The sequence below is a fragment of the Citrobacter gillenii genome (genome assembly GCF_013337685.1).
Taxonomy (GTDB): domain Bacteria; phylum Pseudomonadota; class Gammaproteobacteria; order Enterobacterales; family Enterobacteriaceae; genus Citrobacter; species Citrobacter gillenii.
On sequence record NZ_SUQN01000002.1, the window covers coordinates 129,796 to 146,345 of the forward strand.

The following is a 16,550-nucleotide window of genomic DNA, read 5'->3' on the forward strand; positions in this document are numbered from 1 at the left end:
ATGTGATCCATCTCACCTCCCGGCAACCAAAATCTCCTGTGACGCCACGCCGTCTTCGATCTGCTTCGCCACTTTTTGTAAGGCCGAAAGGTGTTTTTCCGCGGCCTGTTCGATGGTCATCGCACTGGCCATATACACCAGGTTCAGGCAGCCGATCACCCGCTGTTCGCTGCGGATTGGCACGGCGATAGAGGCGATTTTCTCCTCCTGATCCCAGCCGCGATAGTTCTGTCCAAAACCGTCTTTGCGCGCGCGGGTCAGGATAGCGTCCAGCTTCAGCGGTTCGCGCGCCAGCTGGAATTCTTCTCCCGGTCGCGATGCCAGTATTTCGATCAGCTCCTGACGTTCATTCTCCGGACAAAACGCCAGCCAGGTCAGGCCGGAGGCGGTTTTCAGCAACGGTAGACGACGCCCGACCATCGCCCGGTGAAATGACAGGCGGCTGAAGCGGTGGGTGGTTTCACGCACCACCATGGCATCGACGTCGAGCGTGGAAACGTCGGTCGGCCAGATGACCTCGCGCAGTAAATCCCCCAGCAGCGGCGCGGCCAGCGCGGAAATCCACTGCTCGTCACGAAATCCCTCGCTGAGCTGGCGAACTTTGATGGTTAAGCGAAAGCTGTCATCGGACAGGCTGCGCCGGACGTAACCCTCATCCTGCAACGTTTCCAGCAGTCGTCTGACCGTGGTGCGGTGCAGGCCGCTCAGCTCTGCCAGCAGACCAACGCTGGCCCCACCGTCGAGCCGGTTTAACATATTTAATAACATTAACCCGCGGGTTAATCCGCGCACGGTTTTGTATTCGGTACTCTCGTCACTTTTCATATTCGTTGACAAATCTACAGATAAAACAACGTTGTGCACTAAGTGCACATCCAAGTATGTTTTGATTGTAGCGCAAAAACACCCTCCTATACTGACCGCACAATAAAAAATTATTCACATATTTTTAACAAAGCCAGGTGCGTCTCTCCAGAGGCTGCCATGACGTTATGTCCGCGTAGTGAGGTTCTGAAATGACAACGATAAACCCGGATATCCAACCCGCTGTGCAACACACCGTGCAGGTGGCGATTGCCGGAGCCGGTCCGGTGGGGCTGATGATGGCGAACTATCTCGGCCAGATGGGCATTGAGGTGCTGGTGGTGGAGAAGCTCGATGCGCTAATCGACTATCCGCGCGCCATCGGCATTGACGATGAAGCGCTGCGCACCCTGCAGTCCGTTGGTCTGGTCGAAAACGTGCTGCCGCACACCACGCCATGGCATGCGATGCGCTTTCTTACCCCCAAGGGCCGCTGCTTTGCTGATATCCAGCCGATGACCGACGAGTTTGGCTGGTCGCGCCGTAATGCGTTTATTCAGCCGCAGGTAGACGCGGTGATGCTGGAAGGGCTGTCGCGGTTTCCCAACGTGCGTTGCCTGTTCTCTCGCGAGCTGGAGGCGTTCAGTCAGAAGGATGGCGAAGTGACGCTGAACCTGAAGGCACCGGACGGTCAGCGTGAAACGGTGCAGGCCCAGTGGCTGGTGGCCTGCGACGGCGGCGGCAGCGTCGTCAGGCGCTCGCTGAATGTGCCATTCGAAGGTAAAACCGCGCCAAATCAGTGGATTGTGGTGGATATCGCCAACGATCCGCTCAGCACCCCACACGTGTATCTGTGCTGCGATCCGGTGCGTCCGTATGTCTCCGCCGCACTGCCACACGCGGTGCGCCGCTTTGAATTTATGGTGATGCCGGGGGAAACCGAAGCGCAGCTTAGCGAGCCGCAGAATATGCGCCAGTTGCTGAGCAAAGTGCTGCCGAACCCGGACAACGTTGAGCTGATCCGCCAGCGCGTGTATACCCATAACGCCCGTCTGGCCGAACGTTTTCGTATTGACCGCGTGCTGCTGGCGGGCGATGCCGCGCACATTATGCCGGTCTGGCAGGGGCAGGGGTACAACAGCGGCATGCGCGATGCCTTCAACCTGGCGTGGAAACTGGCGCTGGTCATTGAGGGCAAAGCCGGTGATGCGCTGCTGGACACCTACCAGCAGGAACGCCGCGATCACGCCAAAGCCATGATTGATTTGTCGGTGACTGCGGGTAACGTGCTGGCACCGCCGAAACGCTGGCATGGCGCGGTGCGTGACGGCATTTCCTGGCTGCTGAACTACATTCCGCCGGTCAAACGCTACTTCCTTGAAATGCGCTTCAAGCCGATGCCGCAATATCACGTCGGGGCGCTGGTGCGTGAAGGCGACGCGAAAGCATCCCCGGTCGGCAAGATGTTTATTCAGCCAAAGGTGACGCTGGAAACGGGTGACGTGACGCTGCTCGACAACGTCATCGGGCCGAATTTTGCGGTGATTGGCTGGGGCTGTAATCCGCTGTGGGGTATGAGTGACGAGCAAATCCAGCTGTGGTGCGCGCTCGGCACGCGGTTTATCCAGGTGGTGCCGGACACGCAGATCAATACCTCACAGGATAACCACGACGGGGTTATCCGTATTGGTGATACGCAAAATCGCCTGCGCGCGTGGTTTGCCCAACATAAAGCCGCGCTGGTGGTGATGCGTCCGGATCGCTTCGTTGCTGCGGTTGCCATTCCGCAAACCCTGGGCAGCACCCTGAATAAACTGGCGTCGGTGATGACGCTCACCCGCACTCATGTCGCGGTTCCTGTCGAAAAGGTCGCCTGATATGCACGCTTATCTTCACTGTCTTTCCCACTCGCCGCTGGTGGGCTATGTCGACCCGGCACAGGCCGTGCTCGACGAGGTCAACGGGGTGATCGCCAGCGCCCGTGCGCGCATTGCGGCGTTCGATCCCGAACTGGTGGTGCTGTTTGCCCCCGATCACTACAACGGTTTTTTCTACGATGTGATGCCGCCGTTTTGCTTAGGCATTGGCGCCACGGCGATCGGTGATTTTGGCAGCGCGGCGGGAGAACTGCCGGTGCCGGCGGATCTCGCGGAAGCCTGCGCCCACGCGGTGATGAAAAGCGGCATCGATCTTGCCGTGTCGTACAACATGCAGGTCGATCACGGCTTTGCTCAGCCGCTGGAGTTTTTGCTCGGCGGGCTGGATAAGGTCCCGGTATTGCCGGTGTTTATTAACGGCGTCGCTACGCCGCTGCCGGGCTTCCAGCGCACTCGCCTGCTCGGCGAGGCGATTGGTCGGTTCACCAGCTCACTGAATAAACGCGTGCTGTTTATAGGCTCCGGTGGGCTGTCGCACCAGCCGCCGGTGCCCGAGCTGGCGAAGGCCGACGCCCACATGCGCGACCGTCTGCTTGGCAGCGGTAAGCAGTTGCCAGAAAACGAACGCCAGCTACGCCAGCAGCGGGTGATCAGCGCCGCCGAAAAGTTTGTTGAAGATCAGAACACGCTGCACCCGCTCAACCCCGTCTGGGATAACCGCTTTATGACTCTGCTTGAGCAGGGGCGTCTGGCGGAACTGGACGGCGTCAGCAACGAAGAGCTGTCCGCGATGGCGGGCAAATCGACGCACGAAGTGAAAACCTGGGTTGCCGCCTTCGCCGCTATTTCTGCTTTTGGTCACTGGCGCAGCGAAGGCCGTTACTACCGTCCGATCCCGGAGTGGATCGCCGGATTTGGCTCGTTGAGCGCCGCCACACAGAACTGAAACAGAACTGAACATGCAGGAGAACATCATGACTTACCAACCGCAAACCGAAGCCGCCAGCAGCCGTTTTCTTGAGGTGCAGGAAGCTGGCGAAACCCTACGCGTACATGTCAATGACTGTGGGCAGGGCGAAGAGACCGTTGTGCTGCTGCACGGATCCGGCCCGGGCGCCACGGGCTGGGCCAACTTCAGCCGCAATATCGATCCGCTGGTTGAGGCCGGTTACCGGGTGATCCTGTTGGATTGCCCGGGCTGGGGGAAAAGCGATGGGATCGTTAACCGCGGGTCGCGATCAGATCTGAACGCCCGCATCCTGAAAAGTGTGGTCGATCAGCTGGATCTTCAGCAAGTCCACTTACTGGGCAACTCGATGGGCGGCCACAGCGCCGTGGCGTTCACCCTGAGCTGGCCGGAGCGCGTGGGCAAGCTGGTGCTGATGGGCGGTGGGACGGGCGGTATGAGCCTGTTTACGCCGATGCCAACTGAAGGCATCAAGCGCCTGAACCAGCTGTATCGCGAGCCGACCATCGAGAATCTGAAGTTGATGATGGACATCTTTGTGTTCGACACCAGCGACTTGACCGACGCGCTGTTTGAGGCACGACTCAATAACATGCTGTCGCGTCGCGATCACCTGGAAAACTTTGTCCAGAGCCTGGAAGCCAATCCAAAACAGTTCCCGGACTTTAGTCCGCGTCTGGCGGAGATCAAAGCCCAGACTCTGATTGTCTGGGGACGCAACGATCGCTTCGTGCCGATGGACGCCGGGCTGCGCCTGCTCGCCGGAATTGCGGGTTCAGAGCTGCACATTTACCGCGACTGCGGGCACTGGGCGCAGTGGGAACATGCGGACGCCTTTAATCAGCTGGTGCTGAACTTCCTCGCGCGACCTTAAGGAACGGAAATGACGAATCGTAATCTTGAACAGTTAGCCGCTGATTTACGCCAGGCACAGGAGCAGGGTGTCGCGATTGCCCCGCTGCGCGAATTGATTGGTGTGGACAACGCCGAGGCGGCCTACGCCATTCAGCACATCAACGTGCAGCACGACGTGGCGCAGGGGCGTCGCGTGGTTGGGCGTAAGGTGGGGCTGACGCACCCGAAAGTCCAGCAGCAACTGGGGGTCAGTCAGCCCGACTTCGGCACGCTGTTTGCCGACATGTGTTACGGCGATAACGACACCATCCCGTTTGAGCGCGTGCTGCAACCGCGGATTGAAGCGGAGATTGCGCTGGTGCTGAACCGCGACCTGCCTGCGACCGACACCACTTTTGATGAGCTGGTTAACGCCATCGAGTGGGTGCTGCCCGCAATGGAAGTGGTCGGCAGCCGTATTCGCGACTGGTCGATTCAATTTGTTGATACCGTGGCGGATAACGCCTCCTGCGGCGTGTACGTGGTTGGCGGCCCGGCGCAGCGCCCGGCGGGGTTAGATCTGAAAAACTGCACGATGAAAATGACGCGTAATAACGAGGAGGTTTCCAGCGGGCGCGGTAGCGAATGTCTGGGGCATCCGATCAACGCCGCCGTTTGGCTGGCGCGCAAAATGGCCAGCCTCGGCGAGCCGCTACGTGCCGGAGACATCATTCTCACTGGGGCGTTAGGCCCGATGGTCGCGGTAAATGCGGGCGATCGTTTTGAGGCCCATATCGAGGGTATTGGTTCAGTCGCCGCCACGTTCTCTGCGGCGGTTACAAAAGGAAGTCAGTCATGAGTAAGCGTAAAGTTGCCATTATCGGCTCCGGTAACATCGGCACCGATTTGATGATTAAAATTCTGCGTCACGGCAAGCAGCTTGAGATGGCGGTGATGGTCGGTATCGACCCGGGATCCGACGGTCTGGCGCGCGCCAGAAGCATGGGCGTCGCCACCACCCATGAAGGGGTAACGGGGCTGATGGCAATGCCGGAATTTGCCGATATCGACATCGTGTTTGACGCCACCAGCGCGGGTGCGCACGTGAAAAATGACGCCGCCTTACGCGCGGTTAAGCCGGGGATCCGCCTGATCGACCTGACGCCGGCGGCGATTGGCCCGTACTGCGTGCCGGTAGTGAATCTCGAGGCCAACGTGGATCGGCTGAACGTCAATATGGTGACCTGCGGCGGCCAGGCGACCATCCCGATGGTGGCGGCGGTGTCCCGCGTGGCGCGGGTGTATTACGCCGAGATTATCGCCTCTATTGCCAGCAAGTCCGCGGGACCGGGTACGCGCGCCAATATTGATGAATTTACCGAAACCACCTCGAAGGCGATTGAAGTGGTGGGCGGTGCCGAGAAAGGCAAAGCGATTATTGTGCTCAACCCAGCGGAGCCGCCGCTGATGATGCGCGACACGGTGTATGTGCTGAGCGAAGAGGCTTCTCAGGCAGAAATTGAGGCGTCGATTAACCAAATGGCAGCGGCGGTACACGCGTACGTGCCGGGCTACCGCCTGAAACAGCGCGTGCAGTTTGAGGTCATCCCACAGGATAAACCGGTGAATCTGCCGGGTATTGGCCAGTTCTCCGGCCTGAAAACTGCGGTGTATCTGGAAGTGGAAGGTGCGGCGCACTACCTGCCAGCCTACGCGGGCAATCTCGATATTATGACCTCCAGCGCGCTGGCGACCGCTGAAAAGATGGCACAGTCACTCGCGCGTCAGGCAGGAGAAGCAGCATGAACGGTAAAAAACTCTATATCTCTGACGTGACCTTGCGTGACGGTATGCATGCCATTCGTCATCAATATTCGCTGGAAAACGTCCGCCAAATCGCTACAGCACTGGACGATGCGCGTGTCGATTCCATTGAGGTGGCGCACGGCGACGGGTTACAGGGCTCCAGCTTTAACTACGGCTTTGGCGCGCACAGCGATCTGGAATGGATTGAAGCGGCGGCGGACGTGGTGGAGCACGCAAAAATCGCCACGCTGTTGCTGCCGGGTATCGGCACGATTCATGACCTGAAAAACGCATACCAGGCCGGTGCGCGGGTGGTGCGCGTGGCGACCCACTGCACCGAAGCGGACGTGTCGGCCCAGCATATTCAGTATGCGCGCGAGCTGGGCATGGACACCGTCGGCTTTCTGATGATGAGCCACATGACCACGCCGGAGAAACTGGCGCAGCAGGCGAAGCTGATGGAAAACTACGGTGCGACCTGTATTTATGTGGTCGATTCCGGCGGGGCAATGAACATGACGGACATTCGCGATCGCTTCCGCGCCCTGAAAGCGGTGCTGAAGCCGGAAACGGAAACCGGGATGCATGCCCACCACAACCTGAGCCTCGGTGTGGCGAACTCCCTGGCCGCAGTGGAAGAGGGTTGTGACCGTATTGATGCCAGTCTGGCGGGCATGGGCGCAGGGGCGGGCAATGCGCCGCTGGAGGTGTTTATCGCCGCTGCGGATAAGCTCGGCTGGCAGCACGGCACCGACCTTTACGCGCTGATGGATGCCGCCGACGATTTAGTCCGTCCGCTGCAGGACCGCCCGGTGCGGGTGGATCGCGAAACGCTGGCGCTGGGTTATGCCGGGGTCTATTCCAGCTTCCTGCGTCATTGTGAAGTGGCGGCGGCGCGCTATGGTCTGAGCGCGGTGGATATTCTGGTTGAACTGGGCAAACGCCGAATGGTGGGCGGCCAGGAAGATATGATCGTCGACGTGGCGCTGGATCTGCGCAACAGCAAATAAAAATAATGACGCGGCTGGCAACGTATCAGCCGCGCTTCACCTGCATCGTGACCTCAGAGGTACACCTCATGACAACCCGTACCCCCGCATCCTCATCCCGTCTGACGCTGACCGTCGGGCTGTGTTTTTTAGTCGCCCTGATGGAAGGGCTGGATTTACAGGCCGCCGGTATCGCTGCCGTCGGCATCGCCCAGGCTTTTGCGTTAGATAAAATGCAGATGGGCTGGATCTTCAGCGCCGGTATTCTGGGATTACTGCCCGGCGCGCTGGTGGGCGGTATGCTGGCTGACCGCTATGGGCGCAAGCGGATCCTTATTGGCTCCGTGGCGCTGTTTGGCCTGTTTTCGCTGGCGACGGCGATATCCTGGGATTTCTCGTCGCTGGTGTTTGCCCGCCTGATGACCGGTGTCGGGTTGGGGGCGGCGTTGCCGAACCTGATCGCGCTGACCTCCGAAGCCGCAGGCCCGCGCTTTCGCGGCACCGCGGTGAGCCTGATGTACTGCGGGGTGCCGATTGGCGCAGCGCTGGCGGCGGCGCTGGGTTTTAGCGGTGTGGCCTCCGCCTGGCAAACTGTGTTCTGGGTTGGTGGGGTGATCCCGCTGCTGCTGGTGCCGTTGCTGATGCGATGGCTACCGGAATCACATGTGTATGCCCAGCAAACGCAGGCCGCCGCCGCACCGTTGCGTGCGCTGTTTGCCCCTGCCACCGCGACCGCCACGTTGCTGCTGTGGCTGTGTTATTTCTTCACCCTGTTGGTGGTGTATATGCTGATCAACTGGCTGCCGATGCTACTGGTTGAACAGGGCTTTCGCCCCTCACAGGCGGCGGGCGTGATGTTTGCCCTGCAAATCGGCGCGGCCAGCGGGACGTTAATCCTCGGTGCATTGATGGATAAACTGCGCCCGGTGGTGATGTCGCTACTGATTTACACTGGGATGCTGGCTTCACTGCTGGCGCTCGGTACGGTGTCGTCATTGAGCGGTATGCTGGTGGCCGGATTTGTCGCAGGGATGTTTGCCACCGGCGGCCAAAGCGTGCTGTATGCGCTGGCTCCGCTGTTTTACAGCACCCCCATCCGCGCCACCGGCGTAGGCACCGCGGTGGCCGTTGGGCGCCTCGGGGCGATGAGTGGTCCACTGTTGGCGGGGAAAATGCTGGCGCTGGGCACCGGAACGGTAGGCGTGATGGCGGCCTCCGCACCGGGTATTTTGCTGGCCGGGCTGGCGGTGTTTGTGCTGATGAGCCGTAAATCACAGATACAGGTTCAAGCCAGCGACTCCTGACCGTGCGCTCATCCGGACGTATGAGGTGTGACGCGCGGTTCCTACTTTCGGGGGAACGTCATTGGACGTCTCCGTTGCCAGAGTTGAATAAACCCTGATAGCGGAGGCGTTATGGCCTGGCGACCTTTTTTGTATCTTATTGTTAATCCTCGTCCTGTGTTGAGCGCCCGGCGCGGGCATCTGCGTCTGGTGCAGGGCTAACTTTGCATTGTGTTTACAAACGCGGTATAACAAACCTTCTTTGGATGTTTAGATGTCCATACGTTTAGAAGGTCATATGCAAACAACACAACAAAATGCGCCACTGAAGCGCACAATGAAAACGCGTCACCTGATTATGCTCTCTTTAGGTGGCGTGATTGGCACAGGGTTATTCTTTAATACCGGGTACATCATCTCCACCACCGGGGCGGCGGGGACGCTGCTGGCCTATTTGATTGGCGCGCTGGTGGTCTGGCTAGTGATGCAATGTCTGGGTGAACTGTCGGTGGCGATGCCGGAAACCGGCGCGTTTCACGTTTATGCCGCGCGCTACCTCGGCCCGGCGACGGGTTACACCGTAGCCTGGCTCTACTGGCTGACCTGGACCGTGGCGCTTGGCTCCAGCTTTACCGCCGCCGGTTTCTGCATGCAGTATTGGTTCCCACAGGTGCCGGTGTGGATCTGGTGCGTGGTTTTCTGCGTTGTTATCTTTGGCCTGAACGTCATTTCTACGCGCTTTTTTGCCGAAGGGGAATTCTGGTTCTCGCTGGTAAAAGTCATCACCATCATCGCCTTTATTATCCTCGGCGGGGCGGCCATTTTTGGCTTTATCCCGATGCAGGATGGTTCACCCGCGCCGGGGTTGAGCAATCTCACCGCAGAAGGCTGGTTTCCACATGGCGGCCTACCGATCCTGATGACCATGGTGGCGGTGAACTTTGCTTTCTCGGGAACCGAGCTTATCGGCATCGCGGCGGGCGAAACGGAAAACCCACGCAAGGTGATTCCGGTGGCGATTCGTACCACTATCGCACGACTGATTATTTTCTTTATTGGCACCGTGTTTGTGCTGGCGGCATTGATCCCGATGCAGCAGGCGGGAGTGGAGAAAAGCCCGTTTGTGCTGGTGTTTGAGAAGGTGGGGATTCCATATGCGGCGGATATTTTTAACGTCGTGATCCTGACGGCCATTCTTTCGGCTGCGAATTCAGGACTGTATGCTTCCGGGCGCATGCTGTGGTCGCTGTCGAATGAACGTACGCTGCCCGCCTGTTTTGCGCGGGTAACCAAAAACGGCGTGCCGCTGACAGCCATATCGGTCAGCATGCTCGGCGGCGTGATGGCGCTGTTTTCCAGCGTGATCGCCCCGGATACGGTATTTGTGGCGCTGTCGGCGATCTCCGGGTTTGCGGTGGTGGCGGTGTGGCTGAGCATCTGCGCTTCGCATTTTGTTTTTCGCCGCCGTCACTTACAGCAAGGAAAGGCTGTGAGTGAATTGCATTATCGTGCGCCGTGGTATCCGCTGGTTCCCGTATTGGGGTTTGTGCTGTGCCTGGTGGCCTGTGTCGGCCTGGCCTTCGATCCCGCGCAGAGAATTGCGTTGTGGTGCGGGTTACCGTTTGTGGCGTTGTGCTATGGTGCTTATTTCCTTACTCAACCCCGTAAAGTAAAACAGGAGCCACACCATGTCGCAGAATAATCCGTTACGTACCCTTCTTGAGAAACAGGATTTCCTGTTGCTGGATGGTGCGATGGCGACGGAACTGGAGGCGCGCGGCTGTAACCTGGCCGATAGCCTGTGGTCAGCGAAAGTGCTGGTAGAAAACCCGCAGCTTATCCGCGAAGTCCATCTAGATTACTACCGGGCGGGTGCTCAATGTGCGATCACCGCCAGCTATCAGGCCACGCCGGCAGGTTTTGCCGCCCGAGGTCTGGATGAGGCGCAGTCGAAGGCACTGATTGGCAAAAGTGTGGAGCTGGCGCGTAAAGCGCGCGAGGCGTATCTGGCGGAAAACCCGCAGGCGGGTACATTGCTGGTGGCCGGGTCTGTGGGACCGTATGGCGCGTATCTGGCGGATGGCTCGGAATACCGTGGCGATTACGTGCGCAGCAAAGACGAGTTTCAGGCGTTTCACCGACCGCGCGTTGAAGCGCTGCTGGACGCCGGAGCTGACCTGTTAGCCTGCGAAACGCTGCCGAATTTTACTGAGATTAAGGCGCTGGCTGAACTGCTGGCGGAATACCCGCGTGCGCGTGCGTGGTTCTCGTTTACCCTACGTGACAGCGAACACCTGAGCGACGGCACGCCGCTGCGCGAAGTGGTGGCGTTACTGGCAAACTACCCGCAGGTGCTGGCTATTGGTATCAACTGCATTGCGCTGGAAAACACTACCGAGGCGTTGCAGCATTTACACGGCTTAACGGCGCTGCCGCTGGTGGTCTATCCCAACTCCGGCGAGCATTACGATGCGCAGAGCAAAACCTGGCACACTCACGGTGAAGCGTGTAAAACGCTGGCGGATTATTTACCCCAGTGGCGTGCGGCGGGCGCCCGGTTGATTGGCGGGTGCTGTCGCACCACGCCTGCGGATATTGCTGAATTGAACGTCCAGCGCTGAATTTGTGCCGGGTGGCGGCTGATGCCTTACCCGGCCTACAACGTGTGCCACCCGGCATCAATCACACGGTATCTGCTAACACAAACATGCCGTACGGGTGGATTTCGAGGTAATACTGCTCGCCAGCGTTTGGCTGTAAGCGCGTGGCGTTGACCTGCAATAGAATTTCCTGCCCGTGCCACTCTACCGTGACCTCATACTGTGGCCCCATATAGGCGACGTGCTGGATCACACAGCGCTGGCTCTCCTCGCCGCGATCGCTGAGCGTAATTGCCTCCGGACGCACGCCAACCGTACCTTCTCCCTGGGTGGCGAAATGCAGCGGCCTTGGCAGGCGATAACCGTAAATATCGACAAACGCCTCGCTGAACGCGGCCGGGAACAGGTTGGCATCGCCCATAAAGCTCGCCATAAAGCGCGAGGCGGGCTGGCGGTACAGATCCTGCGGTGAGCCGATCTGCATGATATGTCCCTTGCTCATCACCAGTACGGTGTCGGACACCGTGAAAGCTTCGCTCTGATCGTGGGTCACTTACAGCGAGGTAAGATCAAACTGGATCATTTTCTTGCTCTCTTGTCTGACAATGGCGCCTATGATGCCTGCCAGCATTACGCTGGCAATCACCGGGATGCTGTTATGTAACGAATGTAACAAAATCGCAATAATTTGCCGGGTGTTGTAGGCCGGATAAGGCGCTTACGCCGCCATCCGGCAACAGTGCCTGATGGCGCTGCGCTTATCAGGCCTACGAATTCCATCTGTCATGAGCGAAATAGCTAACTATTGCCGCTTTTTTTCTAAAAACGCTTTGTTCTTAGCCAGAATTTTTAATTCCTTTATCAAAGTGTGCCGTAACGAAATACTGCCCCACATAACAAGACAGGGGAGCAGACAATCATGGCTATATCATCGCGTAATACACTCCTTGCCGTACTGGCAGTGGTTGCATTTCAGGCGCAGGCGGTGAACGTCACCGTCGCGTATCAGACCTCCGCTGAACCGGCCAAAGTGGCGCAGGCGGACAACACGTTTGCTAAAGAGAGCGGGGCCACCGTTGACTGGCGTAAGTTCGACAGCGGGGCGAGCATCGTCCGGGCGCTGGCGTCTGGCGACGTACAGATTGGCAATCTTGGCTCCAGCCCGTTGGCGGTTGCGGCCAGCCAACAGGTACCGATTGAGGTGTTCCTGCTGGCGTCCAAACTCGGTAACTCCGAGGCGCTGGTGGTGAAGAAAAGCATCAACAAACCTGAGGATTTGATCGGTAAACGTATTGCCGTGCCGTTTATCTCCACCACCCATTACAGCCTGCTGGCCGCGTTAAAACACTGGGGCATCAAGCCCGGTCAGGTGGAGATTGTGAACCTGCAGCCGCCAGCGATTATTGCCGCCTGGCAGCGCGGGGATATTGACGGCGCCTACGTCTGGGCACCGGCGGTGAACGCGCTGGAAAAAGACGGCAAGGTGTTAACCGACTCGGAAAAAGTAGGTGAGTGGGGCGCGCCGACGCTGGATGTGTGGGTCGTGCGCAAAGATTTTGCCGAGCAGCATCCTGAGGTGGTGAAGGCCTTTGCCAAAAGCGCGATTGATGCCCAACAGCCCTATATTACTGATCCCGATGAATGGCTAAAGCAGCCGGACAACATCAGCAAGCTGTCGCGCTTAAGCGGCGTGCCGGAAGCGGATATTCCGGGACTGGTAAAAGGTAACACCTACCTGACACAGCAGCAGCAAACCGCCGAGCTGACCGGACCGGTGAATAAAGCGATTATCGACACTGCGCAGTTCCTCAAAGAGCAGGGCAAAGTGCCCGCTGTGGCGACGGATTACAGCCAGTACGTTACCGATCGCTTCGTGCAATAAGGGGGCGCTGATGCTGCAAATCTCTCATCTTGCCGCCCGCTATGACGGAAAGCCGGTGCTGGACGACATCAACCTGACGCTCGACGGCGGTGAACTGCTGGTGGTGCTCGGGCCTTCCGGCTGCGGCAAAACCACGCTGCTGAATCTGATTGCCGGGTTTGTGCCGTATCAGCACGGCAGCATCGTGCTGGCGGGTAAAAAAGTGACAGGCCCGGGGGCCGAGCGCGGCGTGGTGTTCCAGAACGAAGGCTTGCTGCCGTGGCGTAACGTGCAGGATAACGTCGGATTTGGCCTGCAACTGGCCGGTGTAGAGAAGTTACAGCGTCAACGCATTGCGCAGGACATGCTGAAGAAGGTTGGGCTGGAAGGCGCGGAAAAGCGCTTTATCTGGCAGCTTTCCGGTGGTCAGCGTCAGCGCGTCGGCATTGCCCGGGCGCTGGCGGCAAATCCGCAACTGTTGCTGTTGGATGAACCTTTTGGCGCGCTGGATGCTTTTACCCGCGAGCAGATGCAAACCCTGCTGTTGACGCTGTGGCAGGAGACCGGCAAACAGGTGCTGCTGATTACCCACGATATCGAAGAGGCGGTGTTTATGGCGACCGAACTGGTGCTGTTGTCTCCGGGACCGGGCCGGGTGCTGGAACGCTTACCGCTAAATTTCGCCCGCCGTTTTGTGGCCGGGGAGCCGAGTCGCAGCATTAAATCCGATCCGCAGTTTATTGCCATGCGTGAATACGTGCTAGGCCGCGTTTTCGCGCAACGGGAGGCGTTCTCATGAGCGTGGTGATTAACGACAAACCCCGTCCGCGTGCGTTGCGCTGGCGCTGGCCGCTTTCACGTCAGATGACGTTAAGTGTTGGCACATTGGGCGTGTTTCTGGTGGTGTGGTGGGCAGTGGCGGCACTGCAATTCATCAGCCCGCTGTTTTTACCGCCGCCGGGGCAGGTACTGCAAAAACTTATCGTCATTGCCGGACCGCAGGGCTTTATGGATGCCACGCTGTGGCAGCATCTGGCCGCCAGCCTGACGCGTATCGTCATTGCTCTGCTGGCCGCGGTGCTGCTCGGCGTGCCGGTGGGGATCGCGATGGGGCTGAGTCCGACGGTGCGCGGGATCGTCGATCCGATCATCGAACTGTATCGTCCGGTGCCGCCGCTGGCCTATTTGCCACTGATGGTTATTTGGTTTGGCATCGGCGAAACCTCGAAGATCCTGCTGATCTATCTGGCGATTTTTGCCCCTGTGACGATGTCTGCGCTGGCGGGCGTCAAAAGTGTGCAGCAGGTGCGGGTGCGGGCCGCTCAGTCGCTGGGGGCCAGCCGCGCACAGGTATTGTGGTTTGTGATTTTACCGGGTGCTTTGCCGGAAATTCTTACCGGGCTGCGGATTGGACTGGGTGTGGGGTGGTCGACATTAGTGGCGGCGGAGCTGATTGCCGCGACGCGAGGTCTGGGGTTTATGGTGCAGTCAGCGGGTGAGTTTTTGGCAACGGATGTGGTGCTGGCGGGAATTATGGTGATTGCCGTGATCGCCTTTATTTTAGAATTGGGTTTGCGTGCGCTTCAGCGCCGTCTGACGCCCTGGCATGGAGAAGTACAATGAGTGAACGTCTGAGCATTATCCCGCTGGGGCCCTATATAGGTGCGCAGGTCACCGGGGCGGATTTGACGCGACCGCTGAGCGATAACCAGTTTGAACAGTTGTACCACGCGGTACTTCGTCATCAGGTGGTGTTCCTGCGCGAGCAGGCGATCACACCACAGCAGCAGCGGGCGCTGGCGTTGCGTTTTGGCGACTTGCATATCCATCCGGTTTACCCGCATGCGCAGGGCGTTGAGGAGATCATCGTCCTCGATACTCACAACGACAATCCGCCGGATAACGACAACTGGCACACCGATGTAACCTTTATTGAGACGCCACCTGCCGGGGCGATTCTGGCGGCAAAAGAGCTGCCATCAACAGGTGGCGATACGCTGTGGACCAGCGGCATTGCCGCTTTTGAAGCGCTTTCAGAACCTTTTCGCCAACTGCTGAGCGGCCTGCGGGCCGAACATGATTTCCGTAAATCGTTTCAGGAGTTCAAATACCGTAATACCGAAGAAGAGCATCAGCGTTGGCTGGAGGCGGTGGCAAAGCACCCACCGTTGCTGCATCCGGTAGTGCGAACGCATCCGGTGAGCGGCAAACAGGCGCTGTTTGTGAATGAAGGGTTCACGACACGAATTGTCGATGTGACGGAAAAAGAGAGTGAGGCGCTGCTCGGATTTCTGTTTGCCCACATCACCAAACCGGAGTTTCAGGTACGCTGGCGCTGGCAGCCTGACGATGTGGCGATTTGGGATAACCGCGTGACGCAGCATTATGCCAATGCAGACTACCTGCCGCAGCGGCGCATTATGCACCGGGCGACGATTCTCGGAGACAAACCTTACTATCGTGCGAGCTAACGTGCCCGATGGCGCTTTGCCCACCGGGCCCCGGCGTGCAGGCCGGACAGGGCGAAGCCGCCATCCGGCAACACCGCGTCATTAACGCAGAATTTTTTTCTCAGCCAGATCCAGGGCAAAGTAACTGAAGATCAGATCCGCGCCTGCGCGTTTGATCGAGCCTAAACTTTCCAGCACGACTTTCTCTTCATCTATTGCCCCTGCCAGGGCCGCGAATTTGATCATCGCGTATTCGCCGCTGACCTGGTAGGCGCCAATCGGCAGTTCGGTACGTTCGCGAATATCACGCAGAATATCCAGGTATGCACCGGCCGGTTTCACCATCAGGCAGTCTGCACCCTGGGCTTCGTCCAGCAGTGATTCGCGAATGGCTTCACGACGGTTCATCGGGTTCATCTGGTAGGTTTTACGATCGCCTTTCAGCGCGGTGCCCGCGGCTTCGCGGAATGGACCGTAGAAGGAGGAGGCGAACTTGGTGGAGTAGGACATGATCGCGGTATCAGTGAAGCCCGCGGCGTCCAGCGCCTGGCGAATAGCCTGCACCTGACCGTCCATGGCGGCGGACGGTGCGATAAAGTCGGCGCCCGCCGCGGCGGCAACCACTGCCTGTTTACCGAGGTTCGCGAGGGTTAAATCGTTATCTACGCCGTGGTCACACAATACGCCGCAGTGACCGTGCGAAGTATATTCGCAGAAGCAAGTGTCGGACATGACGATCATCTCCGGCACGGTTTGCTTGCAAATGCGTGACATGCGCGCCACCAGTCCGTCTTCTTTCCAGGCATCGCTGCCGGTGTCATCGGTATGGTGGGAAATACCAAAGGTCATCACCGAGCGGATACCGGCGTTGGCAATGCGTTCGATTTCGCGTGCCAGATGTTTCTCTGGAATGCGCATCACGCCGGGCATGGCCTCGATGGCTTTGTAATCGTCGAGTTCTTCTTCAACAAAGATCGGCAACACCAGGTCATTTAAGCTGAGTGTTGTCTCTTCAAACATGGCGCGCAGCGCAGGGGATTTGCGCAGGCGGCGAGGGCGTTGGATTAGGTCTGTCATGG

At 58.7% G+C, this 16,550-nt stretch carries 15 protein-coding genes and 1 pseudogene; 13 read left to right on the forward strand and 3 right to left on the reverse strand.

The window, feature by feature from the left end:
- Nucleotides 1-12: 12 nt before the first annotated feature.
- On the reverse strand, nt 13-825 hold the full coding sequence (locus FCH32_RS04380) for a DNA-binding transcriptional regulator (RefSeq protein ID WP_174360561.1): 813 nt from the start codon (nt 823-825) through the stop codon (nt 13-15).
- Between the two features lie 191 nt (nt 826-1,016).
- Between FCH32_RS04380 and FCH32_RS04385 the strand changes: the two genes are divergently transcribed.
- The 9 genes from FCH32_RS04385 to mmuM all read left to right on the forward strand — a co-directional run bounded on the left by FCH32_RS04385 (nt 1,017) and on the right by mmuM (nt 11,181).
- Nucleotides 1,017-2,681 carry a bifunctional 3-(3-hydroxy-phenyl)propionate/3-hydroxycinnamic acid hydroxylase gene (locus FCH32_RS04385; RefSeq protein WP_174360562.1) on the forward strand — a complete coding sequence of 555 codons (1,665 nt, stop codon included), beginning with the start codon at nt 1,017-1,019 and terminating at the stop codon, nt 2,679-2,681.
- A 1-nt stretch (nt 2,682) separates the two neighbouring features.
- The gene (gene mhpB / locus FCH32_RS04390) at nt 2,683-3,627 is read left to right on the forward strand and encodes a 2,3-dihydroxyphenylpropionate/2,3-dihydroxicinnamic acid 1,2-dioxygenase (RefSeq protein WP_096758138.1); all 945 of its coding nucleotides are present in this window, start codon (nt 2,683-2,685) and stop codon (nt 3,625-3,627) included.
- Between the two features lie 28 nt (nt 3,628-3,655).
- Nucleotides 3,656-4,522, forward strand: coding sequence for a 2-hydroxy-6-oxonona-2,4-dienedioate hydrolase (gene mhpC, locus FCH32_RS04395; RefSeq protein ID WP_096758137.1), 867 nt, complete (start codon nt 3,656-3,658; stop codon nt 4,520-4,522).
- A gap of 9 nt (nt 4,523-4,531) precedes the next feature.
- A complete protein-coding gene (gene mhpD / locus FCH32_RS04400; RefSeq protein WP_115259290.1) occupies nt 4,532-5,341 on the forward strand; it encodes a 2-keto-4-pentenoate hydratase in 810 nt (269 codons plus the stop codon).
- On the forward strand, nt 5,338-6,288 hold the full coding sequence (gene mhpF / locus FCH32_RS04405) for an acetaldehyde dehydrogenase (protein ID WP_174360563.1): 951 nt from the start codon (nt 5,338-5,340) through the stop codon (nt 6,286-6,288). Before mhpD ends, mhpF begins: the two co-directional genes overlap by 4 nt.
- On the forward strand, nt 6,285-7,298 hold the full coding sequence (gene mhpE, locus FCH32_RS04410) for a 4-hydroxy-2-oxovalerate aldolase (protein ID WP_174360564.1): 1,014 nt from the start codon (nt 6,285-6,287) through the stop codon (nt 7,296-7,298). Before mhpF ends, mhpE begins: the two co-directional genes overlap by 4 nt.
- Before the next feature lie 68 nt (nt 7,299-7,366).
- Entirely contained in the window at nt 7,367-8,581 is a 1,215-nt protein-coding gene (gene mhpT / locus FCH32_RS04415) for a 3-(3-hydroxy-phenyl)propionate transporter MhpT (protein WP_096759464.1), read from the forward strand.
- 277 nt (nt 8,582-8,858) lie between these two features.
- Nucleotides 8,859-10,262 carry an S-methylmethionine permease gene (mmuP, locus tag FCH32_RS04420; protein ID WP_174360565.1) on the forward strand — a complete coding sequence of 468 codons (1,404 nt, stop codon included), beginning with the start codon at nt 8,859-8,861 and terminating at the stop codon, nt 10,260-10,262.
- A complete protein-coding gene (mmuM, locus tag FCH32_RS04425) occupies nt 10,249-11,181 on the forward strand; it encodes a homocysteine S-methyltransferase (RefSeq protein ID WP_174360566.1) in 933 nt (310 codons plus the stop codon). Before mmuP ends, mmuM begins: the two co-directional genes overlap by 14 nt.
- A gap of 61 nt (nt 11,182-11,242) precedes the next feature.
- Here the strand turns inward: mmuM and FCH32_RS04430 are convergent.
- A pseudogene (locus FCH32_RS04430) lies at nt 11,243-11,737 on the reverse strand (TOBE domain-containing protein); the annotation flags it as partial.
- A 342-nt stretch (nt 11,738-12,079) separates the two neighbouring features.
- Here FCH32_RS04430 and tauA point away from each other — a divergent pair.
- Genes tauA through tauD form a run of 4 tightly spaced genes read left to right on the forward strand, consistent with a single transcriptional unit; the run spans nt 12,080 to nt 15,492 of the window.
- Nucleotides 12,080-13,042 (forward strand): taurine ABC transporter substrate-binding protein, encoded by a 963-nt coding sequence (gene tauA / locus FCH32_RS04435; protein ID WP_174360567.1) that lies wholly within the window; start codon nt 12,080-12,082, stop codon nt 13,040-13,042.
- A gap of 10 nt (nt 13,043-13,052) precedes the next feature.
- The gene (gene tauB / locus FCH32_RS04440) at nt 13,053-13,820 is read left to right on the forward strand and encodes a taurine ABC transporter ATP-binding subunit (RefSeq protein WP_096758124.1); all 768 of its coding nucleotides are present in this window, start codon (nt 13,053-13,055) and stop codon (nt 13,818-13,820) included.
- A complete protein-coding gene (tauC, locus tag FCH32_RS04445; protein WP_174360568.1) occupies nt 13,817-14,644 on the forward strand; it encodes a taurine ABC transporter permease TauC in 828 nt (275 codons plus the stop codon). The genes tauB and tauC overlap by 4 nt, the downstream gene beginning before the upstream one ends.
- Entirely contained in the window at nt 14,641-15,492 is an 852-nt protein-coding gene (tauD, locus tag FCH32_RS04450; RefSeq protein ID WP_137400425.1) for a taurine dioxygenase, read from the forward strand. The genes tauC and tauD overlap by 4 nt, the downstream gene beginning before the upstream one ends.
- An 81-nt stretch (nt 15,493-15,573) precedes the next feature.
- On the opposite strand, the gene hemB is transcribed toward tauD, so the two are convergent.
- Nucleotides 15,574-16,548 carry a porphobilinogen synthase gene (hemB, locus tag FCH32_RS04455; protein ID WP_117342100.1) on the reverse strand — a complete coding sequence of 325 codons (975 nt, stop codon included), beginning with the start codon at nt 16,546-16,548 and terminating at the stop codon, nt 15,574-15,576.
- Between the last annotated feature and the right edge of the window lie 2 nt (nt 16,549-16,550).